A 5852-nucleotide genomic window follows, 5' to 3' on the forward strand; every position below is an offset into this window, starting at 1 on the left:
ATTTAATTTTACGACTATACAATTATATTAGAATTTTCGGAATGCTTAAAATTTTGGTTAGTTATTTAACATAATTATTTTATTCATAATTTAACAATTTATATTTTTATATTCTCTAAATTATAATTATCAAAAATTCCGTTATCTCTGAAACTATAAACCGAATTTCCCGCGACTATCAAATGGTCCATCATTTTTATATTCACGGTTAAAAATGCCTTAAATAAAGCGTTTGTAATTTCCAAATCCTCTTTTGAAGGGCTTGCAATTCCCGAAGGATGATTATGAGCGATAATTACAAAACTTGCGCCCGCCGATAACGATTTTTCCACTAAATCTCGTGGATAAATCGTAGCCGAATCTATAGTTCCTCTAAAAATTTGCTCCATCGATATAAATCTTTTATTTATATCAAGACAAATTATTGAAAAAGTTTCAAATTTTAATTTTCCTAATTTTACTATCAAATAATCTGTCAAATCTTTTTTCTTAAAATGCGAAGCGGACAATTTCAAACCGCTTAATAAATAATATTCCAAAAGTTTCGGGACGCTTTTAAGAATTTTGCTTTTTTTAGCTCCAAGTCCTTTTATTTTTATAAGTTCTTTTTCGGAAGCGTTGACAATATTATGCAAATTGTAAAATTTATAATAAAGTTTTTCCGTTATCATTTTAGATTTTTCTTCAGAAATTCCGTTTGAAAGAATAAAACTTATAATTTCTTTTTCTTTATCAAGTTCTTTATTTATTTCATTTAAATTATTTTCTTTATTTTCTTTGTATTCGTTATATTCTATTTCTATCATAAAACTAATTCCTTTTTTAATCTTATATGTTATAGTTAAACAAATTTTTTTATTTTTTAAGCCTAATTAAAATGATTTTTTTATAAGAATTTTATAAAAATTTTATAAAGATTAAAATCCGACAAAAATTAAAAAGTGTCGATAAATTAGACTACACTTAATAAAAATTGTCTAAAAAATTGTAGTAAATGTATTATATTTAATATGTAAAATTAGATTTATCGCCGAATTTTGTGAAAATTGTTAAAAAAATTGTATTATTCCTATTGACTTATACGATTATTATATAGTATAGTTTAACTATAAGGAAATTAAATAAATTAAAAAATTAAATTAAGAAAGGAGAGGTTTTTATGAATAGAAAATTTTTATCGAATATAATTTCAATTATAATTTTGACGATTTCATTAAATTCAATAAATTTATACGGATTTGAAGAAGGCTTCATTTGGGGCTTGAGAGCGAATTTCAACGGAAGCGCGACATTGCCTTCGATAAGTCAAGAAGATTTGGATAAAATGGGAGCTTCTTTTATGAAGGGTTCCGTTGGTTATACTATGGACGGAGAAGCGGAATTAGGTTATTTATTCGGAGTCGACAGATGGTTTGGCGGAAAAAAATCCGAATTTAGTAAATTCAGCGGAATGAGTTTATATGTTTCTGTCGGAGTTGGAAGCGGTTTTAGCGGTATGGTTTCTGGCGGAACATTTGGAGGAACATCCGCTAAAATGTTTATAAATATTAATTATGCTCCCGTAATAAGTTTTGGAGTAGGTTCTAAATTATATCTTTTGGAAAGCAGATTGGCGCTCGGACTTCAATTAGGAGGAAAAATAATCGCAGACACTTCCCCAGAATATTTGGCTTACTCGGATATTGATTTAAGCAGTGTTATAAAACTTCCAGAAATGGGCGAAATAGTGGTAACTGATTTCATGATGAAAAATATGAATCCCGTTATGTTTAGTATAAAATTGATGCTCGAATATAATCAGCCTATAAACGACAGAGTAGAAATAATTTTAGGAATATATAGCAGATTCAATATTTATAAACCAAAATATATAACCATGCCCGACAGTCTTCTTAATTTAATACATACAGGAGCGCAAAGACCAAACTTTAGCACGGAAACTCCAATGTCTTCTCTTTATTTGAATTCCATAGATTTCGGTTTAAGTTTAGGTTTGCAATTTAGAGGTTAATCGATTTATTTAACGGTTTTAATATTTAAGGATAATAAAATGAAAATTAAAAAAATATATTTATTTATTTTGTTTATAACGGCTTTTATTTTTATATATTCATGTCAAAGTCGTTTCAATCCAAAATATTATTATAATAAAAGCGCAAGCGATAGTGGAGATACGGGCGGAGAAGATTTGCCCGATGATTTTGACCCCGATAGCGAAAGCATTCCAAATTGGGCTACTAATTATGTTCCAGATTTTAACGGCGATTCTTCGGACGGAACAAACGGAGGCTCTGGAAATACTGTATATTTAGACCCTTTCGCTAACGGAGAATGGAACGACCCTAATTATAGATTCAATATGAATTTTGACGATTATGTAATAAAGGCTTCTTTTGACGGAAATAATCGCCCTTCTTATAGATTAGTTAAAGGAAATTGGCAATCGGCAAGTCCTCAAAAAAGCGAATATACTTATAATGGAGATAATACTACGGGAGCGGGACAGTCGATTCAGTCGGTTAAATATTATCTCTATAAAGGAAAAAACCCGCTTTTTAGTCCTACAAGCAAATATAATACTACAAACAGAATGAATAGATTTTATTTTTATAGATTTACGGGAAAAGCTTTGGGAATGGTCGATACCGATAATTATTTGGTTGCAATAGACACTTATTCAAAATTAGTATTTGCTTATGCCGTTCCTGTTCAATGGAAATTATATATGGCTGGAACTCCTAAAGCGCCGATTAAATGGGGAAGCGTGGAATTGGGCTGGGAAGCGGATTATAACACGGAAAAACAGGCAAGTTTCAAAGTAAGCGGAGCGTCTTATTTCTACGAATACGACCCGATTGGAATAGTTAAAGAGAATGGAGAAATTGAGATATATCAATGGTGTTTGGATTCTATAGGAAATAATAAGAGATACGGACCGAGAATAGAAGGAAATAACGCGAGAGATTTAAGCCGAGCCATAGCTACTTACGGAAAACCTGGACGCTCTCCATATATACCGATAAAAACTAACGGAAGCGGCGGTTCTTCAGGCGGAGGAGATTTTGGAGACGAAGAAACCACGAAAGAAGAGATAACAGTAGTCGCTAAATGTATAAGAAATTTAGGAGCGAAAAGCGGAGAAGGTTGGGGTTATATCGGCTCAATAAAAACTATGTATCCTCCTTATCGTTATGACGCGCAAAACTGGGGATTTTTCACTTACGGAATAGGCGCCGCTGTTTATGACTCGGAAATTCCTACCGAACTTGTAAATTTGGAAGAATTATACGAAAACGGAGTTGGAATTAAAATACTCGGACAGAGAGGCGGAGAGAAATTTAAAATAAAAGATAACGAAACAAAATGGTTTTCTGGAGCTAACGCTTATAGACTAGAAGTTGAAAATATTAAAGAGAGAGAAGTTTATATAGAATTAGCCTCCACATTGACAAAATATAATTTGCTTTTGGAATATATGGATGAAAATAATTTGGGAGTAAGCGGAAGCGGAGTAAAAGCGAAAAAAGATACGCATAAAGTAAAATTAAAATACGATTCTTCAAAAGACGCTTTCGTTGTGGAAAGTAAAGTCGGAAGCGATTTGTCGATTTACGATAATTTTATTTTGAAACGAGGCGAAACAAAAGAATTCTGTATGCGATATAACTGGCTCGGAGTTTGGGGATATTATGAGACTGTCGATATATTCTACACTTTAGAATTTAAAGAAGTTAAATAATCTTTAAATTAACGATAAAAGAGGTAAGATTAAAATGAAAATTAAAAAAATATATTTATTTATTTTATTTATAACGGCTTTTTTGTTTCTATATTCATGTCAAAGTCGTTTCAATCCAAGATATTATTATAATAAAAGCGCAAGCGATATTGGAGATACTGGCGGAGACGATTTGCCCGGAGAATTTGACCCTGATGACGAAAGAATACCAATTTGGTTGACAAATCATATTCCAGATTTTAGCGGCGATTCTTCGGACGGAACGAATGAAGACGGAACAACTACCGTATATTTAGACCCTTTCGTTCATGGAGAATGGAATAAACCCGATTACAGATTCAACATGAATTTTGATAATATGCAAATAAGGGCTTCGTTTGACGGAAATAATAGACCTTCTTATCAATTAGTTAGCGGAAATTGGAATTTGGGAAACTCTTCCGAAAATTCATATTACTATAACGGACCGAATACTACCGCAGGCGGACAGTCTCTTTCTTCAGTTCAATACTGGCTTTATAAAAGTAAAAATCCTCTTTTTTCGGCGGACAGCAGATATAATAAAAGCGATAGAATGAAGAGATTTTATTTCTATAGATTTAACGGAAAGGCTTTAGGTTTGGTATATACAGATAATTATTTGGTTGCTATAGATACTTATTCAAAATTGGTATTTGGTTATGCCGTGCCTGTGGAATGGAAGCAATATATATCGGGAACTCCTAAAGCGCCGATTAAATGGGGAAGCGTAGACGCGGGCTGGGAAACCGATTATAATAGCGGAAGCAAAGTAAATTTCAAAGTAAGCGGAGCGACTTATTTTTATGAATACGACCCAATCGGAATAGTTAAACAGAACGGAGAAATTGAAATATATAAATGGTGTTTGGATTCTATAGGAAATAATAAAAGATACGGACCGAGAATAGACGGCGGAAACGCTAAAGATTTAAGCAGACCGATAGCGACTTACGGAATACCTGGACGCTCTCCATATATACCGATAAAAACTAATGTTAGCGGAGGTTCTAATATAGACGGCGTTATCGGAGGAGACGATTACGGCGAAACCACTAAAGATATAATAACGGTTACGGCTAAAAGTTTAAGAAGCATAGGCGCGTATACTTGGAGATTCGGTGCTTATTATCTTGGAAAACTTCTTATTAGCGAAGGCTACTACCATTATAAAATAGGCGGAGTGGTTTATGACGGCAATTTTCCGAGCGAAGTTGAATATATATGGAGAATGAACGACCTTCTTCCTTTAATAGCTTATGAAGGCGAATTGTCAAAATTTGGCTGGGGCGAAACAAAATATGCAGATAATCATTTTAAAAGCTATGAAATAGAAGATATAAAAAGAGATAAAGATGTATATATAGATTTGGCTGCCGATATAGCGAAATATAATTTGAGTTTAGAATATGTCGATACCGCGGGATTTGGAAATAATTACAGCGGATGGGCTGCAAATAAAGATTCTCAAAAAGTGAGATTAATTTATAACCCAGATAAAGACGCTTTCGTTGTCGACAGCGTAAAGGATGAGAACAGTTTTAGCCAAATGACAGTAGATAAGAATTTTACTCTAAAAAGAGGAGAAAAGAAAGATTTTACTATAAAGTATGTATGGAAAGGCTCGACTGGTTATTATGAAACGATGGAACTTACTTATACTTTAGAATTTAAATCGGCTCAATAGCAAAATTTTAATAAATTCAAATTCATTCATTATCATTCGGGCATTGGAAAATTCCTCTGCCCGTTTTTATTTTTTACTTAATAATATTTTTTAAATCCGTTTCTTTACCGTTATACCATAATTCGTTACAACCGATATCGAGATAGTCGTTCCAATAAACGCCGTAGCCATGAGCGTCAATTTTTACGAGATTAAATAAAATTTCATCCGTTAAAGCTTCAAAATTTTTGAATTTATCGAGTAATTGTTTGACATCGTATATTTTAAATATTCCATTTTCAAATTGTATTAAAAGTTTCATGTCGGGCTTTGGTTTAACTTCTTTAATTTTATAAAACATAATTACTCCGTTTAATCTTAATTTTAGAATAAATACGCGTTAAAATCAAATAATTAAACGATTATAAA

Annotated in this window: 5 protein-coding genes; 3 read left to right on the plus strand and 2 right to left on the minus strand. The window is 32.2% G+C overall.

Annotation, left to right across the window (positions count from 1 at the left end):
• Positions 1-98: 98 nt before the first annotated feature.
• The gene (locus ACR0QS_RS10155) at positions 99-806 is read right to left on the minus strand and encodes a JAB domain-containing protein (protein ID WP_432633333.1); all 708 of its coding nucleotides are present in this window, start codon (positions 804-806) and stop codon (positions 99-101) included.
• Between the two features lie 353 nt (positions 807-1159).
• On the opposite strand from ACR0QS_RS10155, the gene ACR0QS_RS10160 reads away from it, so the two are divergent.
• Genes ACR0QS_RS10160 through ACR0QS_RS10170 form a run of 3 tightly spaced genes read left to right on the plus strand, consistent with a single transcriptional unit; the run spans position 1160 to position 5444 of the window.
• The gene (locus tag ACR0QS_RS10160) at positions 1160-2011 is read left to right on the plus strand and encodes a hypothetical protein (RefSeq protein ID WP_432633334.1); all 852 of its coding nucleotides are present in this window, start codon (positions 1160-1162) and stop codon (positions 2009-2011) included.
• Between the two features lie 39 nt (positions 2012-2050).
• A complete protein-coding gene (locus tag ACR0QS_RS10165) occupies positions 2051-3739 on the plus strand; it encodes a hypothetical protein (RefSeq protein ID WP_432633335.1) in 1689 nt (562 codons plus the stop codon).
• 34 nt (positions 3740-3773) lie between these two features.
• Positions 3774-5444, plus strand: coding sequence for a hypothetical protein (locus tag ACR0QS_RS10170; RefSeq protein WP_432633336.1), 1671 nt, complete (start codon positions 3774-3776; stop codon positions 5442-5444).
• Positions 5445-5517: 73 nt separating this feature from the next.
• Here ACR0QS_RS10170 and ACR0QS_RS10175 read toward each other — a convergent pair whose 3' ends face one another.
• Positions 5518-5784 carry a DUF2442 domain-containing protein gene (locus tag ACR0QS_RS10175; RefSeq protein WP_432633337.1) on the minus strand — a complete coding sequence of 89 codons (267 nt, stop codon included), beginning with the start codon at positions 5782-5784 and terminating at the stop codon, positions 5518-5520.
• Positions 5785-5852: the final 68 nt, after the last annotated feature.

Source organism: Brachyspira sp., from assembly GCF_050873525.1.
Classification (GTDB): Bacteria; Spirochaetota; Brachyspiria; order Brachyspirales; family Brachyspiraceae; genus Brachyspira.